A 21,067-nucleotide genomic window follows, 5' to 3' on the forward strand; every position below is an offset into this window, starting at 1 on the left:
CTTGACGCATGAGGAAAATCAACTGACAGTTGAGATATCAACTCAATCTCATAACGGTTGGTTGAAGGGACGCAGCGCCGCGTACGAGCCCGGATCAGCAAATGTTTGATTAGGTGCGGAAGGTTTGGTTTCCTCGTGTCAACTTCCATGTCGAAGGCCGAAGTACGCGAAATCGGCGTTTCGGAGACGGGTTTCGTCCGGCGGCCCGACCCCGATGGGGCCGCGGTCGCTTACCGCACCTATGGGCGTTCCCGGCCCGGTGTGGTCGACGTCGTGCTGGTGCACGGCAGCTTGCAGAACTCGGCGGTGTGGTCCAAACATGGCTACATCGCGCAGCTGTCTCAGCAGTACCGGGTGACCACCATCGATGTGCGCGGCCACGGCGCCAGTGAGAAGCCGGACCACCCGGGTGGGTATGCCATCGCGTCCTCGGCGCGGGACGTCTGTGCCGTGCTGGACCATCTGCAGGTGCATCAGGCGCACTACCTCGGGTACTCGTTGGGCGGTCGAATCGGTCTGACCCTGGCGGCCACTGCGCCCGAGCGCCTCACCTCGTTGGTGGTGGCAGGTTCCTCGCACCGCCCGCAGCGTGGTGCGGTGGATGTCTTGATCTTCCCGAATGCCATTCGCGTGGTAGAAGAATCGGGGCTCCCCGCCTTCATCGACGGTTGGGAATCGCATCGCGGGCAACGCATGGCGTCGGGTTTCCGGGCGACGATCGAGGCATTAGGGCAACGCGGACTGGCTGCCTTGCTGCGTCAGTGGGACGACGAGCCGGGCGTCACCGAAGAGGCTCTGCTCCAGATCGAGACGCCCACACTGTTTTTCGCAGGCTCCGAGGATCCCATGCGGCTGGCCGAATCGCGGGAGGCCGCGGTGCGGATGCCGCGTGCGTACTTTGCCCTGTTGGAAGGATGCAATCACGGCCAAACGGTGACGATGCGCGAGCGGATTCTGGACCGTGCCGAGGCGTTCTTCCGCCTGTCTGAGTTCTCTGATATCGAGAAGCTTCGGGTGGCCGGATGACCGAGCGCCCCGGAGTGGGGACCCTGGCACGGATCGGCGTGCTGGGTGGTATGTCGGGTGGCCTGCTCGGTGGTGGCACGGGCGTGATCACCGTTCCGTCGCTGGCGCGGGCAACTACCTTGAGCCGGGCGGTCATTCATGGCACCGCCACGCTGCCCAATGTCTCTGCCGCGATTGCGGGCAGCACCGTCTACGCGCTACACGGCGCCAAGGTCGACGTGGTGGCAGGCGCCGGGTTGATGGCGGGCGGCGTGATCGGTGCGGTGGTGGGAGCCAAGCTGGTTGCCCGCATCCCGGAGTGGATTCTGAAGGCGCTGTTCGTCTTCGTCCTGCTTGCCACCGCCGCGAAACTGCTGTTGAGTGCCGCGGGAATAGATCCATCCGCGGGTGAGGCCTTGTTGCCCGAGGGGGTGCTCGCACACGTGCCGTCGGTGATCGCCATCGGGGCGGTGGTCGGCTTCGTGGTGGGTGCGTGGTCGGCCGCGCTGGGATTGGGCGGCGGCCTGCTCACGGTGCCGGCAATGCTGGTGCTCTTCGGCTCCGAGCTGCATGTGGCAGAGGGCACCTCGTTGATGGTCATGTTGCCCAATGCGCTTGTCGCGGCGACCACGCACCTGCGACAGGGCACCGCCGATGCCCCGATCGGGTTCCGGTTGGCGGCCTTCGCCTTGCCCGGCACTGTGATTGGGGCGCTATTGGCACTGGCGCTCAACGCGCGCTGGTTGGCGCTGGTCTTCGGTTCTTATCTGGTGTTCATCGCGGTCCGTGAGATCGTGCGGGCCATCCGGACCGCGGCGGCTAAGACGAAGAAATCAGGTCCGGCGCCGGTGCCGCAGGTGTGCGTCGGCGGTTGATCTGCTGGAGTTCGCGCGAGACGTCTAGCAGCCAGCGCAGTTCTTGCTTGCGGTTCGCGCCCGGAACTTCGCCGATGATCTTGGCGCCCGAGCTTTTCTCTGCCCGCGGTGCCGTGCGCTGTTGTTCGATGGCCGAATGGATCTGTCCCGCCGCCGAGGTCGACGAGGTGTCCTCGGCCACGTAGGGGCGAATGGCGCTCAGACCGTCGCGAATCTCGACGATTCTGCGGTAGAGCCGATAGTTGTGATCACCGATCGCGGCGCTGGGGGGTGCCAGCGCGATCTGGGTGTTGCCTTCATACAGTGCGGTCCACAGCGGTTCGAGCTGGCGGTGCCAGCGGTAGGTTTGGATGCGTTGGCGTGCCGAGGAGACCAACTGCGAGAACGACGGTCCCGCAAGCCCTATCACGATCAGGATCTGCCCTATCGTGGCGGCCAGTGGGGCCAGACGCTGCCAGGAGTAGCTGTCGTTGGTGATCATGCCGTAGATCGCCGAATGTGCCCGCATGATGCAGAACGCCAGGCACATGGTGGCACCGGCCGCGGTGAGGAGCATGCTGCGCCGCAGCCACGCGACGTCGTGAAAACGGGCGTACTGCAGGCATTTGATGATGATCAGCAGTGCGCCCAAGCCGTAGGTGATCAGATAGATCAGCATGTACGCGACCCATGCGGGCTTGTTGCCGTGCGAAGCGTAGAAGTCTTGTGGCAGTTCGGAAGTGGGGGCCACAAACCAGCAGAGCGTGAGCGCGCCGCCGATGGCTACCGCCATGCCGACCCATAGCCGTGCGCGCTGCACCGCCCGGGGCCCGGATTCACCCCAGAAGGTGATGACCGTGAGGACGCATGCGGTCCAGGCCATGCCGCCGGAAAGGTTCAAGACGAGCCGGCCCATGTTGTGCACGCCGACCAGGTTGTCGAATTTCTCGTACAGCGGTGGGGTGGCCAGGGTGACGGCGATCCCTTTGAAGAGGAACGACAACAGCAGTGCCACGGCGGCCGGCGGGCGCACCCGGGAGCGCAGCATGGCGGCGGCAACCACCACCACTGCGCCAAAGCTGAAGACGGCCGCGACCGAGTACGCCGAGGCGGAGTCTTCGAAAACTGACGTCACGGCGCCGCCGGCACGCCTTCCAAGGTCAGCGATGCCAGGATGCGCCGCAGGTTGGCGTTCGTGACGGCGATGGGGCGGTGGCTGTCCGGACTCACCCGCTGTCCCATCATGGAGGCCAGCATCTCCGCTTCCACTTCTTGGTCGTCCAGATACGTTTCACGACAAAGGACTTCGGCCAGCTCACGCTTGCTCGACGCTGTGTGCCCACACATCACGTGACTTAGCTCGTGCAGGATGATGTGCTCGCGATGCATGGTGGTCGTGTCGCTGTCGTACACCACGTAGTCGGTGGCATCGGTGCGAACCAACAGGCCGTGCACTCCACTGCCCGAGAGGGAGTAGGGGACGAGCTGGATATCGCGCCTGCTGAGCTCACTGGCGCGGGCGCGGATGTCCTCGACCGTGGTCAGCGAGTCAAGCCCCAGGTCTGAGAGTTTGCGTGCGCACTGCTGGTGGATCGCCTGAAGTTGGCGAGTGGACCGCAGATCTGTTGTCGCACAACGCATCTTCGGCATGATTACTGCCCGTTGCTGACCGAGTTGTCCACCGTAGGCAGGCCCTGGAGTGCGCGTACGTGATCGAGCACGGCGGCGACGGTTTCCAGGCTCTGCTTGTTCAAACCGATCGCCCGCAACGCGATGAGCTCCACTTCGTCGCGCGTGGTCTCGTCCAGTGCTCCGAGGCGCTCATCGAGCGAGTACGTGCGCTCTGGATCGGTGAGTGCCGAGAGCGGAACACGGAAGAAGTCGGCCAGCGCGCCGAGTAGGTCGATGGCCGGGCGGGCACGCTTGCCGGTGCGCAGCGCCGAGAGGTACGCGCCACCGACTTTGATGCCGGGATTGGCCTTCTTGATGCCACTGGCAACCTCGTCGTTGGTCCACATGCGCCCGTCGGGCCGACGATGCGACTGGAACAGTGCATTGATGCGGTCAGCCAGATTCGCATCGGCGGATTTGGCGTCTTGGGGAGGCGCCGACGGGGGGCTCGAAGTGGCCATTACATAAGTCAAACACCGATGCGGTGCGCCCTCAACGCGAAGGGGCAGACTCTCAGTGTGATTCAACCCACAGTTGAGGTGGGCTACCGGTACATCCCCGCGAGGTATTCGGTTTGGCAGGCGCGGCGGGCGAGTTTTCCGCTGGTGGTGCGGGGGATCGCGCCCGCGGCGACGAGCCGGATGTCGGCTACGGGTAGGGCGTGGGTGCGCGAGATGGCGGCGCGGATGGCCTCGATGACCGGGGCTTGCTCGACGCGACCGGAACCGGGGGCGCGTTCGGCGACGATCACCAGGCGTTCACTGGTATCGGCGATGGCGGCTTCGGCGAGTTGGTTGGCGGCCACGGGGAATGCGGCGACGTATCCGGAACGCACGGCCGGGGAGGCTTGTGAGGCGGTGGCCTCGATGTCCTGGGGGTAGTGGTTGCGTCCGTCGATGATGACGAGGTCTTTGATGCGGCCGGTGACGTAGAGGTTGTTGTTCAGATACACCCCGAGGTCCCCGGTACGTAGCCACCGGCTGTCCTCGGCGGTTCCGGTGGCGTGGCTGTTGTTGTCGAGGCGTGAGTGCAGCCGGTTGTGGAAGGTTGACGCGGTTTCGCGGGGTCGGCCCCAGTAGCCGGCGCCGATGTTGTCGCCGTGCAGCCAGATCTCGCCGATTTCTCCTTCGGGGAGCTCGGCTCCGGTGCGCGGGTCGACGATGACCAGCCACTGGCTGGCGATCACCTGACCGCAGGACACGTGGGGTACCGCGGTGGGCGCTTCGGCGGAGACGGGCACGGCGCGGTCCTCGGCGAGCTGTTCACGGTCCAGGTAGATCACGCTGGGACGGTCCTGGATGCCGATGGTGGCCACCGACAGGGTGGCTTCGGCCATGCCGTAGGAGGGTTTGATGGCCGACGGGGGAAATCCGTAGGGGGCGAATGCGTCGGTGAATTTCTCGATGGCGGCGATGGTGACCGGTTCGGATCCGTTGAGCAGGCCCGCGACATTGGACAGATCCCAGGTCTCGCCGGCCGGTGGCAGTCCGCGCTGGGCGGCCAGGTCGAACGCGAAGTTGGGCGCGGCGGCGAACACCCGCCCGTACGCGGATTCGGTGGCCAGTTGTTTGATCCAGCGGCGGGGGCGCCGCACGAACGCCAACGGCGACATCAAGGTGATGTGTCCGCCGCACAGCGGCGGAAACAAGATCATGATCAGGCCCATGTCGTGATACAGCGGCAGCCAGCTCACACTGCGGATGTCCATGTCCAGGCCGCCGGCCAGGATCATCTGCAACACATTGGTGCAGGCAGCGCGGTGCGTGATCTGTACGCCCGCCGGAGTGCGCGTCGAGCCCGAGGTGTACTGCAGATACGCCAGATCGTCGGTGGCCAGGGCGGCGGGAACGAACGTGGCACCCACCGCATCGGGAACCGCGTCGATCGCGATCACCCGTGGGCGGCGCGCACGAGGTAGCTTGCGCAGGAACGCGTTCACCGATTCGGCGGCGCCGTCGGTGGTGAGAATGACGGACGGGGTGGCATCGGCGAGCACCGCGTCGAGGCGCTCGGCGTGGCCGGGCAGCTCGGGGGCGAACAACGGCACCGCGATGTTTCCGGCCTGGATGGCCGCGAAAAACCCGATCACATAGTCCAAGCCCTGCGGCGCCAGGATCGCCACCCGATCCCCCGGCGCCGTGACCTGCTGCAAGCGGGCCCCTATCGCCCTCATCCGGGTATTGAGCTCATCCCAACTCAACTCGATCGCCACGCCATCGTCATCACGGGTGAAGTCGAGGTACCGGTAGGCCGCGGTGGAACCGAACTCGGCGATATTGCGCTCAAAGTTGGACAGTAGCGTTGACCCGGGAGGCAGATCGATCAAACCGTCGACGTCGAGATAATCCTCAATCCCGCTCTGGCGAACGGCCACTCCGTCTGACATATCCAGCTCCCGACTCACGATGGAAAACACTACCTGCGCTAACTAAGTAAATTCTTAGCTCGCAGGTGACCCGCCGTGCGAGGGGCGGGCGGCAACTTCCAAGGTCGTCGATCGCGCAGTCTGGTGACGAATCAACATCAGAGTTCTGTGAAATCTGGTGTCCTTCAAGGGGTATCACTACATGCCGGATAGTTTCAATGTGACGCAAGAGGTGTGTCGCCTGCGGGTGTGAGCTTGGTTGTAAACAAGCGGAGCCGCGCGCGGTGGGATATCGGAGTTGGTGTTGGCGGGCGCGCCTAGTAGAACTAGGTGATCTATGGCCCCCATAGCCCAATTGGCAGAGGCAGCGGACTTAAAATCCGCCAAGTGTCGGTTCGAGTCCGACTGGGGGCACGTCTCTTCACGTGAGCCGTCGTGCGCGGGCCCCAACCACTGAGTATCTCCTGATGCAAGATTGACCCCATGCCGCTGGAGCTCACCGCAGAACAAGCCGCTGCCCGGTTGAACCCCGTCGACACATTGGGCATCCCGTTGGGACCCGGCCAGCCCCCGGCCTTTCTGCGCGCACTTGGTGTCCGTAAGGACTGGACGGATCTGCGGGTGTACGGCGCGCTGCTGGCTGTCGGCACCGAACTGTTCTCCCGGCCGGGCGTGCACTATCTGTCGGGCTTCTTCGGGCCGCTCGAGCGCGCACTGCGGGACATGGGCGCCGATATCGAGTTCGCGGCAGCTGACTTCCGCCGCTTCGGGCCGCTGCTGGAGCGCCAGTCGCCACGGGTGATGACGACGGTCGCGACGCCGCCCGGCCCAGACGGTTGGTGTTCGCTCTCGCTGCACGCGGGCGGGACGATCGGTGAATTACGGCGTGCGGGAGCCGATCCGGAGCGCCTGCTCATCGTCGAAGTCTCGGAGGCATATCCGCGCACTTTTGGTGTCGGGGAGCAGCATCGCCACGCGCTGCACGTCGACGAGATCGATGTCCTGGTGTCCTCGACGGACGCGCCGCTGGCGCTGCCGGGAGGCGATGCGGCACCGTCGGATGTCGATCGCGCCATCGCGCGGCACGCCGTGGGTTTCATCGGCCCCGGGGCGACGTTGCAGACCGGAATCGGTGCCATTCCCAACCAGATTGCGACGTTGTTGGCAGAAGGCGACGGCGGTGGTTACGGGCTGCACAGCGAGATGTTCACCGATGGCTGCATGAAACTGCATCGCGCGGGCAAGGTCACCAACACCGGCAAGGGCCAGTACGACGGCGTGAGCGTGACGACTTTCGCCTTCGGGTCACCGGATCTTTACGCCTGGCTGGACGGCAACGCCGACGTGGCGTTCCTTCCGGTCGAGATCGTCAATGCCCCTGAGGTTATCGGCGCCAACAACGACATGATCTCGATCAACGGTGCGCTCTCCATCGACATTCAGGGGCAGGTTGTCGCCGACACCATCAATGGTGGGCAATTCAGCGGAATCGGCGGCGCCGAGGACTTCGTGGCCGGCGCAGGGCTCGAACTGTCGGACCGTTCCTTGATTTGCCTGCCTTCGACTTTCGAGAAGGGTGGTGCGCTCCAGTCGCGCATTGTGCCGTGGTTCGGGCCGGGCGCCGTCATCACCACACCGCGTCATCAGGTCGACGTGGTGATCACCGAATACGGGGCTGCGGAGCTGGAAGGCAGGACGGTTCGGGAGCGCGGCGAGGCGCTGGCGGCCATCGCGCACCCGCAGTTCCGGGATGCGCTGCGGGCCGCGGCCACGCGTGCGGCGAACGGTCGCTCACCGGTCAGTTGAGTTCAGCTCTGTTCCACGGTGTTGTTGTTCCCCGACTTGGCGACCTGCGGCTCCCCGGTGCGATACGTGACCTGGTTGTCGATACCCGAAACCCCGATCTTTACCGCGGTCTCGACGGTCACCGTGTTCTCGACACCGGAGACCGTGAGGGTGTCGCAATTACCCAGTATCTCAACGGTATGGGAGACCCCGCTGACGCTGACCGAGCAGCCGTCGCAGCTGATTGCGACGTTCTTATGAGTGCCGGCGACACTGAATGTCGATCCCGCGGGCACGAACGTCGGCCCCGGTGCCGCGGTTGATGACGGCGTTGCTCTGGGAATTTTCACCACGGTTGATCTTGCTGGCCGCGTGCCCGACGGGCCCGAAACCGTTGGCCCACCTTGCCGAATCGTGGGTTCGGCCGCATAGAAGACGAGCCCCGCGGCTCCTGCGGTAATCACGGCCAGAAAGACAAGGAACCGTCGGCGAAACGTGCGGACGGGAGACCGAGAGATCTGGGTCGTGTCATACGCAGGGAGTGGATACGGACTTTGGCTCGGGGCACCCAACTCTGAGCGCTGCGCCCGCTCGCTGAGAGGGCGTTCCAGCTCCCGAATTCGGGCCTCGGGGTCACCGTCGGGCTCCACTTACCGATGGTCGCACACCACGTGTCCTACAGCGATAGCCTTCGGACATGAATGATGGGGGGGGACCGTCCAGCGAACGTGCGTTGCACCCAGTGCGGCACCGATATCGGGGACCCCGACGGCAACCTGATTCTGTTCTGCGGTGCCGAGGCATAAAAGAACCTCTCGCCATGGACGCCGATGGCGACCACAATGGGCGACATGCAATTGCCAAGTTCGTTCGATGGACTCGTGACCGACGGTGGTAAGTCGATCGTCTACGGCGAGCCGTATACGACAGCCGACGGCACCTTGGTCATCACCGTCGCCAAGGTGCGAAACCGCGGGCGTGGCTCTGAGGGCGAACCGCTGGAAACAGTCGCCAAACCCCTGGGCGTATTCGTCATCAAGGACGGCGATGCCCAGTGGCGCCCGGCCTTCAATGCCGACCGGGCCTCAACATTGGGCATCCTCACCGGCATGCTCGCGGCGGCCCTGGGACTGCTGGCGATCATCCGTCGACCACCCTGGCCCGATCTGACATCGCCGGGTTGGTCTCCCGCGGAGAACCCGCAGTGGTGGCGCGGCAGGCGCTGACCGTACAGCGCCCGCCGCAGCCAATCGCTACTTCTGGGTGACGGTTTCCTTGAAGGTGCCGTCGCCCTGGTTCAGCCAGGTGATGGTGCCCTTCTGGAATTCGCCGATCCAGCCGCCCTTGGCGACATCGGGTCCGCCAGCCGTCTCTTCTTCGTCGGCGGTGGGGAAGCCGAGCGCGCCACCGGCCCCACCCTGCGCGGTGTACACCTTCAGGATTTCGCCCTGGACCAGGTGTGCGCCAGTGGAGGGCGAGCTGAAGATGGTGCCCTTGGCGAACGCCTGCACCGTGCCGTCACCAACCTTTTCCGGTTGTCCGCTCGGTGCACCGAGCTTCGCTTCGCCACCGGCCTTGGTGTAGGCCTCGGCAATGGGCGGCTCCAAGACCACCTCGCCGCCACCCGGCACGGTGACCGTTGACGGTGCTCCCGCAACCACGGATGACACCGCGCTGCTGGCCGATGAGGCCGCGCTCGAGGCGGCGCTGCCACCCGCACTGATCGCGGACGATGCCGCGCTAGTTGCACTCGACACCGATTCCTTCGCGGCATCTTTGTCCTGCTGTGAACAGGCGACAGCTACCGCTGCGGAGATCGCAACGATGGAAACCGCGCCTGCTGCTCGTTTCATCAGATTGGTATCCATGATTCGAACGTAACAATTTAGCCGCGCCATTTAGGCGAGTTTTTAGATGTTCACCAATTGTCGGGGGAACGGCCATTAATTCGGCAAGCGCGTACTGCATACACACAATTCATGTGAAATGCGTGCGCCGGGTATGCGCGCGGCACCAAAGGGCGCGGTCAGGAAGCTGGAGTCAGCTCGCAGACGTAGTCGCCGACATCGATGTGCACCTCGGCCGCCTCCGGAACGGCCGGCGTGGGCACGACGTTGAGCTGGAATTGCTCGCGACCGAAGTCGTCGCTGGTTCCCGGCCACTGCTCCTGCAAGATGTCGCTGATCAGACCGGCGACCGCGGGCTCGGTGACACGGTAGGTCTCGGCCTGGCAGAACTTGGAGTAGACCTCGGTGACGCGGATGCGCGCCTTCTCGATGGGCAGCGTTCCCAGGTCTTCGCCGGTTTCCGGATCGCGCACGGCGGTTCCGGTGGCGCCGATGACCGAGAAGATCATCCCGACCTCCACGCCTGCCTCGTCGCCCTTGTTGACCAGTACCGAGTAGCGGTCGACGATATCGGCGACCTTCCCGATGATCGGGTCGACGGGCTCCAGCTCCGGCTCACCAACCGATTGCTCCGCCACCGTGGTCTCTTCAGGCATTGCCGACACCGACGGTGTAGTTGTTGGGGCGCGACGCCGACTCGATCTTTTGCCGTTCGGGTTGTCCGGCGTTCTCGGCCGTCGCGAAATCGGTCTTGGCCTTGGCCACCGCGGCACTCGAGACATTCTCCGACTCGCGCAGCGCCTGGAAGGCATGACGCAAAGTCAGCCGGCTGATCGTCAGGGCCAGGTTCAGGGCGCTGGAAGCCGACTGCTTGTTGCCCTCGTTGAGGTCGTTCGACGCGGCCGCAAGGTGCTTGTCCACGTCCATCATGCCCTGCAGCGTCACCATGGTCGCGTAGGCAGACTGCCCGACGTTGCGGTCAAGCTTGTTGCTCTGCTGAATGCGGTGATACAGGTCGGCAATCAAGATTCCGGAGACCAGCGCCAACAGTGGCGTGACGATGCCCTGGACGAATCGGGTCAGTTCGGCGTCGCGTGCCGTAAAGCCGACAACCGCCGCGACGATGGTTGCGACAATCGCCGCTCCGACGATCGTCCAATGAACCAGTGTGGGCTTCGGGGGAAGCTGATCTGAATTTGCCAACGTCGTTACCGTCCGTTCGGTGAGTGGACACATTCACTGCATCCATGACCCCATGAGCACTGACCGCAGCATGTTAACACCGCGCTCGGCTTCCTCCAAGGTCAGGTTACGCGCAGCACTTCAAGTTTGCTGGATGTGGCATATCCATCGATTTGCCCGAATTGAATTGAATGAGAAAGGCTTCCAGCGATTGCCGGCGACCGCGCCCCTACTGGTGTGTTCGTGTCTACCCGCTGAGGAGCGGGTTACCCGCACTGCTGTTCGGCAGCGGCATTGGTCGCCACGATGACCGCGGCCTGCCGATCTGCCGTCAGCTCATGCCAGGACTTGTGGAAGGTGCCGGGGCCGATGTTCCCGGTGCTCTGTATGGACTGTAGGTACCCCTCCACCAGCTGGTCGGGCCCATCGTGCTTGCCGGTCATCCAGTCGGCAGCCGCCCGGCACGCCTGGTAGTACTCCTCCTCCAAGGATGAGGGGGCGGCGTTCACGGACGTTGTGACGCCCGCTGGGGACACTCCTGAGCCGGCGGCCGGCGGCTGGGCTGCGGGAGCCCCCAGCGACGTCGTGGTGGTGCCTGCGGTGACGGAGGGGCTGGGAGCCGCCTTATCGTCCGATGCGGACGAGCACGCAGCGCCGATCAGTGGGACGCAGCAGGCCATCAGAGTCGCAGCGATGCGAGTTGGGGCGGTCACCACTCCAAAGTAGCAAGTGCCTACCAGCCACGACATTTACTCACCTAGAGCTTTTGCCCGGGGGCCAAAACCGCTGGAAAACGCCGGTACCATTTCAGCTGTGATGGGACACAGGGGTTTTCAGGGGTGTTGTCGCGGCTAGCCGTGTCCACCCCTGCCCCTTCCATCGATTGAGCCTTCATGACCACTGCATCTGTCCTGGATCTGCGCCGTCCTTCCTCCGCAGGATCCCTGCCCACCCGACTGCGACTGCCGGACCTGCTCCGCATCACCGATGAGGGTGCCGATGACGCCCTGCACGGCCGCTTCGACCACCTGCTGCCCGCGGGCGGCCTACCGGTCGACGAGCGCTGGGCCACCCGCATCCACGCCGACGACGAGCTCGATGTCTGGCTGATCAGCTGGGTGCCCGACAAATCCACCGAATTGCACGACCATTGCGGATCATTGGGCGCGCTGACCGTGCTCAGCGGTTCGTTGCATGAATATCGCTGGGATGGCAGCCAACTGGTGCGCCGCAGGCTCGACGCCGGCGATCAAGCGGGGTTTCCGCTCGGCTGGGTGCATGACGTCATGCGGGCTCCCCTGAAATTGAGCGGTGCGCCGGTTCCTGCCGAAAGCGGGCCCACGCTGAGCGTGCACGCTTACTCGCCGCCGCTGACCGCGATGTCGTATTACGAAGTGACCCAGGCCAACACATTGCGACGCAGCCGCACCATCCTCACCGACGAGCCAGAGGGGCCGGCGGCATGACGATTCACGATCTGCTCGCGTCGGCGCGGGGGCGCCTGCGTCGTCTGCCTGCCGACGAGGTGCCGACCGCGCTCGGCCGTGGTGCGTTCCTGGTCGACATCCGTCCTGCCGCGCAACGTGCCGAAGAGGGCGAGGTGATCAATGCCCTCGTCATCGAGCGCAACGTGCTGGAATGGCGGCTGGACCCGGAAAGCGATGCCCGGATCCCGCAGGCCGGCAATCACGATGTGGAATGGGTGATCCTGTGCCAGGAGGGGTACACCTCCAGCCTTGCCGCCGCCTCGCTGCAGGACATCGGTCTCTACCGTGCCACCGACGTCATCGGCGGATACAAGGCCCTCAAGGACAAGGGCATCCTGATCTAGCTCCCTGCCGCAGGGCCTGGGCATGACATGCGGATAAGCGCCACCCGGGTACGTGTACGCACTGCCCGCGTCTATGCGACAACGATCCGGCCGAGCTGGCCTACACCGCGGTTGTCGCATAGAGGTGGGCACCAACGGTGTGGGGTGGGACGCCTGGCTCTAGCTGAAGTCCCCCGCGTCACGGCGCAGATGCGTCAACACCGACACCAGCGTGCGGGTGCGTGAGGGCGACAGCCCGATCTGCGCGAACACCTTGGCGTTCAAGTCGGCAGTGGCCACCGAACCGAGATCTCGTCCGGCATCGGTGATCTCGACTAGCGTGCCGCGGCCGTCGGCGGGATTGGGCACGCGGCGCACCAACCCCGCCTCCTCCAGCCGGTCCACCGTATTGGTCACCGAGGTGGGGTGAACCTGCAGGCGCGCGCTGGCCTTGGCCATCGGCATGGAGCCCGCGCGGCTGAAGGACAGCAGCATCAGCAGTTCGTAGCGCGAAAAGGTCAGACCATGCGGGCGTAAGACGTCCTCGACCCGCGCCAGCATGATCTGGTGGGCGCGCATCACCGACGTGACGGCGGCCATCCCGTCGGCGACCTCGCCCCAGCCGTTTTCCACCCAATGGCGATGGGCATCGTCGACGGGATCGAACGGCAGGGTCATGCGCTCAGCGGTGAATGAAGTTGGCGGGGCGCTTCTCGACGAACGCGGCCATGCCCTCGGACTGGTCGGCGGTACCGAATGCCGAGTGGAAGATCCTGCGCTCGAACAACAATCCCTCGGCCAGGCTGGATTCGAAGGCCCGGTTCACGGCTTCCTTGGCCATCATCGAAGCCGACAGTGACATCTCCGAGATGGTCTTGGCGACGGCCTTGGCCTCGTCGAGCAGGCTCTCGGTGGCGACCACGCGCGAGACCAGGCCGCTGCGCTCGGCTTCGGCGGCGTCCATATTGCGGCCGGTGAGGATCATGTCCATGGCCTTCGCCTTGCCAATGGCGCGGGTGAGCCGCTGGGAGCCGCCCATGCCGGGCAGCACGCCCAGTTTGATCTCGGGTTGGCCGAACGTGGCGTTCTCGGCGGCGATGATCACGTCGCACATCATGGCCAGCTCGCATCCACCACCGAGGGCGTATCCGCTCACCGCCGCGATGGTCGGGGTGCGCACCGCGCCCAGCTTGCCCCAGGCGGAAAAGAAGTCGGAACCGAACATGTCACTGAACGACTGCTCGCTCATCTCCTTGATATCCGCGCCCGCCGCGAAGGCCTTCTCGCTACCGGTGATGATGATGGCGCCGATACCGTGATCGGCGTCGAATTCGGCTGCGGCGGTGGTGACCTCGTTCATCACCTGCGAATTCAGTGCGTTGAGCGCCTTGGGCCGGTTCAGCGTGATGACCGCGACACGGTCGATGCGCTCGGTGAGGATGGTTTCGAAATTGTGTGAGGTCATGACGCTCCTTGGATTCGCGAGAAGATCGCCGAGAAGTCTAGGCCGGAGCCTCCGGTGGAATTGAAGTCGTCGTAGATGTGTGCCGCGGCCAGGCCCAGCTGTGCGTCAACTCCATTGGCGCGCACCGCATTGGCCGCCAGCCCCAAGTCCTTGGCCATCAACGCGACGGCGAAGCCGGGGGCGTAGTCGCGATTGGCAGGGCTGGTGGGCACTGGGCCGGGCACCGGACAGTTCGAGGTGAGCGCCCAACACTGGCCCGAGGCGTTGGCCGCAACATCGAACAGGGCCTGATGGGACAACCCGAGTTTCTCGCCGAGCACAAACGCCTCGCTGATGGCGATCATCGATACGCCGAGGATCATGTTGTTGCAGATCTTCGCGGCCTGCCCGACGCCGGGACCACCGCAGTGCACCACGCGCTTGCCCATGGCATCCAGAATCGGTTCTGCGGCTACGAATACGGCGTCGTCGGCACCCACCATGAACGTCAGAGTCGCCGCGGTGGCCCCGGGCACCCCGCCGGACACGGGGGCGTCGGCGAAGCGGTGTCCCGCGGCGGTCGCAGCCTCATGCGCGGCGCGGGCATCGGCCACGTCGACGGTGGAGGAATCGATGAACAGGGTGCCGGGACGCGCGGCGGGCAGCAGATCCTCGTAGGCCGCCAGCACGTGCGCGCCCTTGGGCAGCATGGTGATCACCACATCGGCGGTGCTGGCAGCCGCGGCGCCCGACTCGGCCAACGGCACACCGGCCTGGGTGGCGGCGTCCCGGGCCTGCTCGGAGAGATCGAAAGCCGCCACGGTGTGTCCGGCCTTGGTGAGATTGACCGCCATCGGTAATCCCATGTGGCCCAGGCCGATAAAGGCGATATTGGTCACGGCCACTCCAAGTCGTCGCTGACTGGCTGGAAGAACTCCTCGACATCGGCCTTGGTGACCTCGGCGAGTGTCTTCGGAACCCACTGCGGGTTGCGATCCTTGTCGACCAGCTGAGCCCTGATGCCCTCGACCAGATCATGCGAGCGCACCGATTGGCTGGACACTCGATATTCCTGGGTGAGAACCGCTTCCAGCGACGGCAGTTCGCGAGCCCTGCGCACTGCCGCAAGCGTCACCGACAGTGCGATGGGGGAGCGGGTCAGGATTTGATCGGCTGCCGCGCGTGCCCGTTCGTCACCACGGGCCTGCAGCGCGGCGACGATATCGGCGACGGATTCACCGCCGTAGCACTCGTCGATCCAATTGCGTTGAGCCAGCAGATCACTCGACGGTGCGTTGGTGCCGTGGACCGCAAGCGCAGTGGCGATATCGCTATCGATGATGGCCTTGGTGAACTTCTCGAGCCGGTCATGCGGCACGTAGTGGTCGGCGAAGCCCAGCGCGATGGCGTCGGCTCCGGAGAAGGGTGCACCCGTGAGTGCGGCGTGCAAGCCGAGCTGGCCGGGGGCGCGCGAGAGTAGGTAGGTACCGCCCACGTCCGGGATGAAGCCGATGCCCACCTCCGGCATCGCCACCTTGGAGGTATCGGTGACAATGCGGATGTTGGCATGCCCGCCGACTCCGACACCGCCGCCCATCACGATGCCGTCCATCAGCGCCACATACGGTTTCGGGAAGCGCGCGATCTGTGCGTTGAGCACGTACTCGTCGCGGAAGAACCTGCGGGCTGCCACGCCGTCGATCTTGGCGCTGTCGTGCACGGCCACCACGTCGCCGCCGGCGCACAGACCACGCTCGCCGGCGCCCGAGAGCACGACCACGCGTACCGCGTCGTCCGCCTCCCACTCCGCCAGGACGGCGTTCATCGCCGCGATCATGTCGTAGGTGAGCGAGTTGATGGCCTTGGGACGGTTCAGCGTCAGCAGGCCGACCCCCTTCTCGACCCGGGTTTCGATCTGATCCGTCACGCCGGAAGCCCCTGTTCTATCAACTTGCGGGACACGATGACTCGCATGATCTCGTTGGTTCCTTCCAGGATTTGGTGTACCCGTAGGTCACGCACGATCTTCTCGATGCCGTACTCGGCCAGGTAGCCGTAGCCGCCGTGCAGCTGCAGCGCCTCGTTGGCCACCGTGAAACCTACGTCAGTGGCGATGCGTTTGGCCATGGCACACAGTTCGGCCGCGCGCGGATCGCCCTCGGTCACCGCGGCCGCCGCACGCCACACCATGGTGCGGGCGGCCTCCAGCTCGGTGGCCATGTCCGCGAGCCGGAACTGCAGCGCCTGGAACTTGATCAACTCCTCACCGAACGCCTTACGGGTGCGCAGGTACTCGATGACCTTTTCCAGTGCCGAGCGGGCCCCGCCCAGTGAGCAGGACGCGATATTGAGCCGGCCGCCATTGAGGCCGCGCATCGCGATGGTGAATCCGATGCCCTCCTCGCCGATGCGGTTGGCCACCGGCACCCGGACATCCTCGAAGACGACCTGTGCGGTGGGTTGGGCGTGCCAACCCATCTTGCGTTCGGGAGCGCCGAAGGACAGGCCGGGAGTGCCCTTGGGCACCACGATGGTGGAGATGCCCCGTGGTCCGGGGCCACCCGTACGGGCCATCACCACGTAGAGGTCTGCGGCCCCGGCGCCGGAGATGAACTGCTTGACGCCGTTGAGCACGTACTCGTCACCCTGGCGAATCGCGCTGGTCCGCAAGGCAGCCGCGTCACTGCCGCATTCGGGCTCGGTGAGGCAGTACGCCCCGATCGTCTCCATCGTGCACATCGAGGGCAACCAGCGTCGGCGCTGCTCCTCGTCGCCGAATTCGTCGATCATCCAGGCGGCCATGTTGTGGATGGAGATGAAAGCCGAGACGGCCGAGCACCCGGTGGCCATGGCCTCGAAGATCAACGACGCGTCCAAGCGGGTGAGCCCGGAGCCACCGACATCGGGGTTGACGTAGATACCGCCCATGCCCAGCGCCGCTGCCTTGGGAAAAATCTCGACCGGGAAGTACTTGTCACGGTCCCAGTCCAGCGCGTGCGGCGCGATGTGGATATCGGCGAACTCCCTTGCCGTATTCCAGATTTCACGCTGTTCTTCGGTGAGATTGAACATGGATGTTCGCTCAATCCATGGTCGGGATCACGAAGGAGGCGCCCTCCTTGATACCCGACGGCCAGCGTTGCGTCACCGTCTTGGTCTTGGTGTAGAACCGGATGGAGTCGGGCCCGTGTTGGTTGAGGTCGCCGAATCCGGACGCCTTCCAGCCGCCAAAGGTGTGGTATGCCACGGGAACCGGGATCGGGACGTTGACACCGACCATTCCGGTGTTGACTTTGGCGCAGAAGTCGCGCGCGGTGTCGCCGTCGCGAGTGAAGATGGCTACACCATTTCCGAACTCGTGTTCGGACGGCAAGCGCACCGCCTCGTCGTAGTCCTTGGCGCGCACCACCGACACCACGGGACCGAAGATCTCCTCCTTGTAGATGCGCATCTCGGGTGTCACGTGATCGAAAAGCGAGGCACCGATGAAGAATCCGTCTTTATGGCCGTCGACCGTGAGATCGCGGCCGTCCAGGACCAGCTCGGCCCCCTCGGCGACGCCGATGTCGATGTAGTCGCGCACCCGCTTGAGGGCGTCGGCACCGACCAGCGGACCGAAGTCGACACCTTCGTCCAGCGAGGCGCCGACCACCAGCTCGCGGGCACGCTTGGTCAGGCCGTCGACCAGCCGCTCGGCGGTGGCTTCGCCGACGGGTACCGCAACGGAGATGGCCATACAGCGCTCACCGGCCGAGCCGTATCCCGCGCCGATCAGAGCATCGATCGCCTGGTCGATATCCGCGTCCGGCATGATGATCATGTGGTTCTTGGCGCCGCCAAAGCATTGGGCGCGTTTACCGTTGGCGGTGGCGGTCTCGTAGATGTACTGCGCGATCGGCGTGGAGCCGACGAACCCGACGGCGGCGACGCGCGGATCGTGCAGTAGCGCGTCCACCGCGGTCTTGTCGCCATTGACGACGTTGAAGACGCCGGGCGGCAGACCTGCCTCGAGGAACAGTTCGGCCAGCCGCAGCGGCACCGACGGGTCGCGCTCGGACGGCTTGAGGACGAACGCATTTCCACATGCCAGAGCCGGACCGGCCTTCCAGAGCGGAATCATGGCGGGGAAGTTGAACGGGGTGATGCCCGCGACAACCCCCAGGGGCTGGCGGATGGAGTACACGTCGATGCCGGTGCCGGCGCCGCTGGTGTACTCACCCTTGATGAGGTGGGGGATGCCGGTCGCGAATTCGCAGACCTCGAGCCCGCGTTCGATATCGCCCTTGGCGTCGGCGAGGGTCTTGCCGTGTTCCTGGGAGAGCATCGCGGCCAGGTCGTCGATCTCCGCGCGCACCAGGTCGACGAACTTGGCGAGCACGCGGGCACGTTGCTGAGGGTTGCGGGCGGCCCAGCCCGGCTGGGCCTCGGCGGCGTTCGAGATGGCCGCCTCGACCTCCGAAACGTCGGCCAATGGCACCTGCCGCACCGGCTTGCCCTGCGTCGGGTCGTACACGTCGGCAAAGCGGCCAGAGGTGCCGGGAACGGGCTTTCCGGCGACGAAATGTGTTAATTGCGGTAACGAACTCATGGTGTAGCCCCTTGGGAAACGGTGGAAGATCAGGGAGGTCGGCACTCCCAAATCTAGTTGGACATCCATGTAATGTCTAGTAGGACTTCCAGGTATAAATCCGAGTGTTCACAGGGATCTCACAGGGATTTGCCACAGCAGCGGCATGCGGGCGGTAGTGTGAGCCCACGACGTAGCCGGACAGTTCGGGGATCATTCGCGAAAGCGCGGAACTCTTGCACTTGCCTGCTCGTTAAAGGTCCAGTTGACTTGTTAGACGTCATCCGCGGAGGTCGCATATCGCGCCGCCGCACATCCAGGAGAGGATCACGACGGTGCGAACCACCAGCAATCCCATTCTTCGGACGCTGCCCGGTAAAGAGGGCGGCGGCTATGCGCAGTTCGGAGCGGGTGCGGCAGGCGCTGGTGCCATGGCGGCCCAGCAGATGCGCCAGGACCCCTACACCGCGTACCCGGAGGCCCAGGCGGGCGTATCCCGGCCGCTGACCATCGACGATGTGGTGACCAAGACCGGCATCACCCTCGGTGTGATCGTCGCCGTCGCCGTTGCCTCCTTCTTCCTCGTCAGCACCAACCCGGGGCTGGCGCTGCCGTTCCTGCTGGTGGGTGGCTTCGGCGGTCTGATCATGGTGGCGATCGCGAGCTTCGGGCGTAAGCAGGACAACCCGGCCATCGTGCTGAGCTATGCCGCGCTGGAAGGTCTGTTCGTCGGCGCGATCTCCTTCGCCCTGACCTTCCAGGTGGCGGGGGCCAACGCCGGCGCCCTGATCGGCCAGGCGATCCTCGGCACCGTGGGCGTGTTCATCGGCATGCTGTTCGTGTACCGCTCGGGTGCCATCCGCGTCACCCCCAAGTTCCAGCGGATGCTGCTGGCCGGTCTGGTCGGCGTGCTGGTGCTGGCGCTGGGCAATATGGTGCTCGGATTCTTCGGCATCGACATGGGGCTGCGCAGCGGTGGCCCGATCGCGATCATCTTCTCGCTCGTTTGCATCGGTCTGGCCGCGTTCAGCTTCCTGATCGACTTCGACGCCGCAGACCAGATGGTGCGCGCCGGTGCCCCGGAGAAGGCGGCCTGGGGCATCGCCCTCGGCCTGGCCGTCACCCTGGTCTGGCTCTACGTCGAAATCCTGCGACTGCTGAGCTACTTCCAGAACGACTAGCACTAAGCAACGAAAAGGGGCGCTCCGGAAGGGGCGCCCCTTTTTAATGCGAATGTTCAGCCGGAAACGCGGACCCGGCCCGCGGCCTCGGCGGCGTTGCGCCGGGCCGTGTCCACATCCTCGTCGCGGGCCAGCGCCACGCCCATCCGGCGGGTGATGAAGCTTTCCGGCTTGCCGAACAGCCGCAGCTCGGTCCGCGGGACGCGGAGCGCCTCGTCGACACCATCGAACACCACGCCTTGCGCCTCGACCCCGCCATAGATCACCGCGCTGGCCCCCGCAGATTTCAACGTCGTATCGACGGGAAGCCCGAGAATGGCGCGGGCATGCAACTCGAACTCGTTCTGCCACTGCGTGATCATGGTGACCATGCCGGTGTCGTGGGGGCGCGGACTCACTTCGCTGAAATACACCTGATCGCCCTTGATGAACAGCTCGACACCGAAAATTCCCTGGCCGCCCAGGTTCTCGGTAACGGATCGGGCGATGTGCTGCGCGCTGCGCAAGGCGGCCTCCGTCATGGGATGCGGCTGCCAACTCTCGACATAGTCACCATTGGCCTGCCGGTGCCCGATGGGCGCGCAGAAGCTGGTCTCGACTTCGCCGTCGTCGCCTAGCGCCCGCACCGTCAAAAGCGTGATCTCGTAGTCGAAGTCGACAAACCCCTCGACGATCACGCGGTTGTTGGTGACCCGGCTACCCGCCATCGCGTAGTCCCAGGCCTTCTCGACATCGGCCGGTCCGTCGAGCTTGCTCTGCCCCTTGCCGGAGCTGCTCATGAGCGGCTTCACCACGCAGGGGTAGCCGACGCCCCCGGACTCCGGGTCGATCGCCGCCTGGAGCTCATCGAGTGAGCCGCAGAATTGGTAAGGGCTGGTGGGCAATCCAAGTGTCTCCGCCGCGAGCCGGCGGATACCCTCGCGGTCCATGGTGAGCCGCGCCGCGCGGGCTGTCGGGATCACGCGTACCACGCCCTCGGTCTCCAGGGCTTCCAGGGTGGCCGTGGCGATGGCCTCGATCTCGGGCACCACCAGGTCGGGCTTCTCGGCCTCGATCAGGGCGCGCAACTGTTCGGGGTCGGTCATCGAGATGACGCGCGCGTGGTGGGCGATCTGGTGGCCGGGGGCGTTCTCGTAGCGATCGACGGCGATGGTCTCGACGCCCAGACGCTGCAGGGCGATCAGGACCTCGCGGCCGAGTTCGCCGGAACCGAGCAGCATGACACGGGTGGCGCGCGGTGACAGGGGAGTTCCGATAGTGGTCATCGCGACGGAAGTCTAGTGAGCGGGCGCCTGCCGCCCGGCCGGCAGGCGCCCCAAACGCCGACACGCCGTGTCGTGGCGGGAACGTGCGATA

The 21,067-nt window shown here is 65.1% G+C and carries 23 protein-coding genes and 1 tRNA gene; 8 read left to right on the forward strand and 16 right to left on the reverse strand.

What is annotated here, in order from left to right; translation table 11 throughout:
- The first annotated feature begins 147 nt into the window (after positions 1–147).
- Positions 148–1,026 carry an alpha/beta fold hydrolase gene (locus MAB_RS06080; RefSeq protein WP_005090884.1) on the forward strand — a complete coding sequence of 293 codons (879 nt, stop codon included), beginning with the start codon at positions 148–150 and terminating at the stop codon, positions 1,024–1,026.
- A complete protein-coding gene (locus tag MAB_RS06085) occupies positions 1,023–1,880 on the forward strand; it encodes a sulfite exporter TauE/SafE family protein (RefSeq protein WP_012296394.1) in 858 nt (285 codons plus the stop codon). Before MAB_RS06080 ends, MAB_RS06085 begins: the two co-directional genes overlap by 4 nt.
- Here MAB_RS06085 and MAB_RS06090 read toward each other — a convergent pair.
- The 4 genes from MAB_RS06090 to MAB_RS06105 form a co-directional block, all read right to left on the reverse strand.
- On the reverse strand, positions 1,825–2,994 hold the full coding sequence (locus MAB_RS06090) for an MAB_1171c family putative transporter (protein ID WP_005059168.1): 1,170 nt from the start codon (positions 2,992–2,994) through the stop codon (positions 1,825–1,827). The two genes, MAB_RS06085 and MAB_RS06090, sit on opposite strands and share 56 nt — an antisense overlap.
- Positions 2,991–3,509 (reverse strand): ImmA/IrrE family metallo-endopeptidase, encoded by a 519-nt coding sequence (locus MAB_RS06095; protein WP_005084215.1) that lies wholly within the window; start codon positions 3,507–3,509, stop codon positions 2,991–2,993. Before MAB_RS06095 ends, MAB_RS06090 begins: the two co-directional genes overlap by 4 nt.
- A 2-nt stretch (positions 3,510–3,511) precedes the next feature.
- Positions 3,512–3,991 (reverse strand): hypothetical protein, encoded by a 480-nt coding sequence (locus tag MAB_RS06100; RefSeq protein ID WP_005059170.1) that lies wholly within the window; start codon positions 3,989–3,991, stop codon positions 3,512–3,514.
- An 83-nt stretch (positions 3,992–4,074) separates the two neighbouring features.
- Entirely contained in the window at positions 4,075–5,916 is a 1,842-nt protein-coding gene (locus tag MAB_RS06105; RefSeq protein ID WP_005114064.1) for an AMP-binding protein, read from the reverse strand.
- Between the two features lie 319 nt (positions 5,917–6,235).
- Here MAB_RS06105 and MAB_RS06110 point away from each other — a divergent pair.
- Together MAB_RS06110 and MAB_RS06115 are read left to right on the forward strand one after the other, a co-directional pair.
- Positions 6,236–6,309, forward strand: a tRNA-Leu gene (locus tag MAB_RS06110).
- 69 nt (positions 6,310–6,378) lie between these two features.
- Entirely contained in the window at positions 6,379–7,701 is a 1,323-nt protein-coding gene (locus MAB_RS06115) for an acetyl-CoA hydrolase/transferase family protein (RefSeq protein ID WP_005109985.1), read from the forward strand.
- A 2-nt stretch (positions 7,702–7,703) separates the two neighbouring features.
- Here the strand turns inward: MAB_RS06115 and MAB_RS06120 are convergent, their stop codons facing one another.
- Entirely contained in the window at positions 7,704–8,024 is a 321-nt protein-coding gene (locus MAB_RS06120; RefSeq protein WP_307784791.1) for a DUF3060 domain-containing protein, read from the reverse strand.
- Between the two features lie 498 nt (positions 8,025–8,522).
- On the opposite strand from MAB_RS06120, the gene MAB_RS06125 reads away from it, so the two are divergent.
- Complete coding sequence (locus tag MAB_RS06125; RefSeq protein WP_005092894.1) at positions 8,523–8,906, forward strand: hypothetical protein; 384 nt, start codon at positions 8,523–8,525, stop codon at positions 8,904–8,906.
- A gap of 27 nt (positions 8,907–8,933) precedes the next feature.
- On the opposite strand, the gene MAB_RS06130 is transcribed toward MAB_RS06125, so the two are convergent.
- The 4 genes from MAB_RS06130 to MAB_RS06150 all read right to left on the reverse strand — a co-directional run bounded on the left by MAB_RS06130 (position 8,934) and on the right by MAB_RS06150 (position 11,458).
- Positions 8,934–9,548, reverse strand: a complete 615-nt coding sequence (locus MAB_RS06130) for an LGFP repeat-containing protein (RefSeq protein WP_005084245.1) — start codon at positions 9,546–9,548, stop codon at positions 8,934–8,936.
- 158 nt (positions 9,549–9,706) lie between these two features.
- A complete protein-coding gene (locus MAB_RS06140; RefSeq protein WP_005059284.1) occupies positions 9,707–10,183 on the reverse strand; it encodes a hypothetical protein in 477 nt (158 codons plus the stop codon).
- Positions 10,176–10,763: a hypothetical protein gene (locus MAB_RS06145; protein WP_005073961.1), complete on the reverse strand. Its 588-nt coding sequence runs from the start codon at positions 10,761–10,763 to the stop codon at positions 10,176–10,178. Before MAB_RS06145 ends, MAB_RS06140 begins: the two co-directional genes overlap by 8 nt.
- Before the next feature lie 212 nt (positions 10,764–10,975).
- The gene (locus MAB_RS06150) at positions 10,976–11,458 is read right to left on the reverse strand and encodes a lipoprotein LpqV (protein ID WP_005088665.1); all 483 of its coding nucleotides are present in this window, start codon (positions 11,456–11,458) and stop codon (positions 10,976–10,978) included.
- Positions 11,459–11,602: 144 nt separating this feature from the next.
- On the opposite strand from MAB_RS06150, the gene MAB_RS06155 reads away from it, so the two are divergent.
- Positions 11,603–12,175: a cysteine dioxygenase gene (locus MAB_RS06155; RefSeq protein WP_005073964.1), complete on the forward strand. Its 573-nt coding sequence runs from the start codon at positions 11,603–11,605 to the stop codon at positions 12,173–12,175.
- Entirely contained in the window at positions 12,172–12,540 is a 369-nt protein-coding gene (locus tag MAB_RS06160) for a rhodanese-like domain-containing protein (protein ID WP_005059289.1), read from the forward strand. Before MAB_RS06155 ends, MAB_RS06160 begins: the two co-directional genes overlap by 4 nt.
- Before the next feature lie 159 nt (positions 12,541–12,699).
- Here MAB_RS06160 and MAB_RS06165 read toward each other — a convergent pair whose 3' ends face one another.
- The 6 genes from MAB_RS06165 to MAB_RS06190 are packed head-to-tail and all read right to left on the reverse strand — an operon-like array spanning position 12,700 to position 18,551.
- Positions 12,700–13,197 (reverse strand): MarR family winged helix-turn-helix transcriptional regulator, encoded by a 498-nt coding sequence (locus MAB_RS06165; RefSeq protein WP_005059290.1) that lies wholly within the window; start codon positions 13,195–13,197, stop codon positions 12,700–12,702.
- A 4-nt stretch (positions 13,198–13,201) separates the two neighbouring features.
- Complete coding sequence (locus MAB_RS06170; protein WP_005066501.1) at positions 13,202–13,984, reverse strand: enoyl-CoA hydratase; 783 nt, start codon at positions 13,982–13,984, stop codon at positions 13,202–13,204.
- Positions 13,981–14,862 (reverse strand): 3-hydroxyisobutyrate dehydrogenase, encoded by an 882-nt coding sequence (mmsB, locus tag MAB_RS06175; protein ID WP_005088663.1) that lies wholly within the window; start codon positions 14,860–14,862, stop codon positions 13,981–13,983. The genes MAB_RS06170 and mmsB overlap by 4 nt, the downstream gene beginning before the upstream one ends.
- Positions 14,859–15,890, reverse strand: coding sequence for an enoyl-CoA hydratase/isomerase family protein (locus MAB_RS06180; RefSeq protein ID WP_005109991.1), 1,032 nt, complete (start codon positions 15,888–15,890; stop codon positions 14,859–14,861). The genes mmsB and MAB_RS06180 overlap by 4 nt, the downstream gene beginning before the upstream one ends.
- Positions 15,887–17,035, reverse strand: coding sequence for an isobutyryl-CoA dehydrogenase (locus MAB_RS06185; protein ID WP_005084251.1), 1,149 nt, complete (start codon positions 17,033–17,035; stop codon positions 15,887–15,889). The genes MAB_RS06180 and MAB_RS06185 overlap by 4 nt, the downstream gene beginning before the upstream one ends.
- Before the next feature lie 10 nt (positions 17,036–17,045).
- Entirely contained in the window at positions 17,046–18,551 is a 1,506-nt protein-coding gene (locus tag MAB_RS06190) for a CoA-acylating methylmalonate-semialdehyde dehydrogenase (RefSeq protein WP_005109992.1), read from the reverse strand.
- Between the two features lie 314 nt (positions 18,552–18,865).
- Between MAB_RS06190 and MAB_RS06195 the strand changes: the two genes are divergently transcribed.
- Positions 18,866–19,711 (forward strand): Bax inhibitor-1/YccA family protein, encoded by an 846-nt coding sequence (locus MAB_RS06195; protein ID WP_005084253.1) that lies wholly within the window; start codon positions 18,866–18,868, stop codon positions 19,709–19,711.
- A gap of 56 nt (positions 19,712–19,767) precedes the next feature.
- Here the strand turns inward: MAB_RS06195 and purT are convergent, their stop codons facing one another.
- Entirely contained in the window at positions 19,768–20,976 is a 1,209-nt protein-coding gene (gene purT, locus MAB_RS06200; protein WP_005084255.1) for a formate-dependent phosphoribosylglycinamide formyltransferase, read from the reverse strand.
- Between the last annotated feature and the right edge of the window lie 91 nt (positions 20,977–21,067).

Source organism: Mycobacteroides abscessus ATCC 19977 (assembly GCF_000069185.1).
GTDB lineage: Bacteria > Actinomycetota > Actinomycetes > Mycobacteriales > Mycobacteriaceae > Mycobacterium > Mycobacterium abscessus.